The sequence below is a fragment of the Vibrio sp. 1069 genome, assembly GCF_033340555.1.
In genome coordinates this window covers 1-1,458 of sequence record NZ_JAWOWP010000060.1, presented here as the reverse complement: position 1 = coordinate 1,458, position 1,458 = coordinate 1, and the positions used below count along the sequence as shown (strand labels likewise).

The following is a 1,458-nucleotide window of genomic DNA, read 5'->3' as shown; positions in this document are numbered from 1 at the left end:
GATCTTGTGGTGGTATTTCTCGACAAAAGCTGGGGTCAGGACGCGCATATACTTTGCCAGCACCAGATAATGCGGCTGGTAACGGTCAACCACTTCCAGCATCTTCTGTTCATGCTCTTCGCGGCTTAACCCTTCGTGCGACACACAATGGTATGGAATATCAAAACGCTCGGTCAGGGTTTGCAGTTTGTCGTAGTTACCAACCACGGCAGCGATCTCGACATCGAGGCTGCCATCGTAATTTTTCATCAGAATATCACCTAAACAGTGTGCTTCTTTCGTTACGAGAATCACGATGCGTTTACGGCGAGAGCCAATGAGAGTGCGTTTTGCACCTTGTGGTAGAGCTTGGTCTAAATCGGCAAGAAACGTTTGGTCGTTGAAGTACCCCTCCAACTCCGTTCGCATGAAAAAGTGCCCACTGGTGTTATCAACAAATTCGTTATTATGAACGATGTTGAGCTGATGTTTGTAACAGATATTAGTAATTTTAGAGATCAAACCCGGTGCGTCAGAACAATGGGTCAACAGTGTTTTCTTTTCCATAAATCAGATACTTCCATGCATTATTTTTCTAGCGTACGAAATATGTGTTTTCCCCAAAAGGGTCAACCGTACAGCAATCTGACTTCATAAATAATCTATTCTTGCCATGGTTTCAACAAATTATCTGTATTGGGCCGTACGCTGGCCATCTTACGGGCTGATGTCTCTCCCAAACGTCTGATATACTCACGACAATTTTTCTAACCAGATGTCAGGCATGATCGCAAAAACATTTTCCTCTGATGGCGCTTTAGGTAAAGCGATTCCGGGTTTTCAGGCTCGTCAGCCACAAATAGACATGGCTGAAGCCGTCAGTAGTGCGATCAAAGAACAAAGTCAGTTGGTGGTAGAGGCCGGAACTGGTACCGGTAAAACATTTGCCTATCTTGTTCCAGCGCTGTTGAGTGGCAAGAAAGTCATCATCAGTACTGGCTCGAAAAACTTGCAAGAGCAGTTGTACCATCGTGACCTACCGCTGATGGTCAATGCGCTCGGTTTTTATGGTCAAGTGGCGTTATTGAAAGGGCGTTCCAACTATTTATGTTTGGATCGCTTAAGTCGCCAGATGGTAGAAAGCCACACCAACGAATCCGACCCAACATTGTTGACTCAATTGGTGAAGGTGAGGTCTTGGTCCTCAGAGACAAAAACCGGTGACTTAGGTGATTGTGAAGATTTGCCTGAAGACAGCATGATCATCCCAACGATTACCTCGACAAACGATAACTGTTTGGGGAAAGAGTGTCCCAGTTATACTGATTGCTTTGTCTTGAAAGCTCGTAAACGTGCAATGGATTCTGACATCGTCGTGGTGAACCATCACTTGTTTCTCGCGGATTTAGCCATCAAAGAGACAGGTTTTGGTGAGTTGATCCCAGAAGCCGATGTCTTTATTTTCGACGAAGCTCATCA

General features: G+C 45.2%; 2 protein-coding genes. One reads left to right on the top strand and one right to left on the bottom strand.

The window, feature by feature from the left end:
* Positions 1-546: formyltransferase family protein (locus R7040_RS24400; protein ID WP_318097251.1), on the bottom strand; the 546-nt coding region annotated here is incomplete at its 3' end.
* A 217-nt stretch (positions 547-763) separates the two neighbouring features.
* On the opposite strand from R7040_RS24400, the gene R7040_RS24395 reads away from it, so the two are divergent.
* Positions 764-1,458, top strand: a 695-nt coding sequence (locus R7040_RS24395; protein ID WP_318097250.1) for an ATP-dependent DNA helicase, incomplete at its 3' end; no start/stop codon positions are given.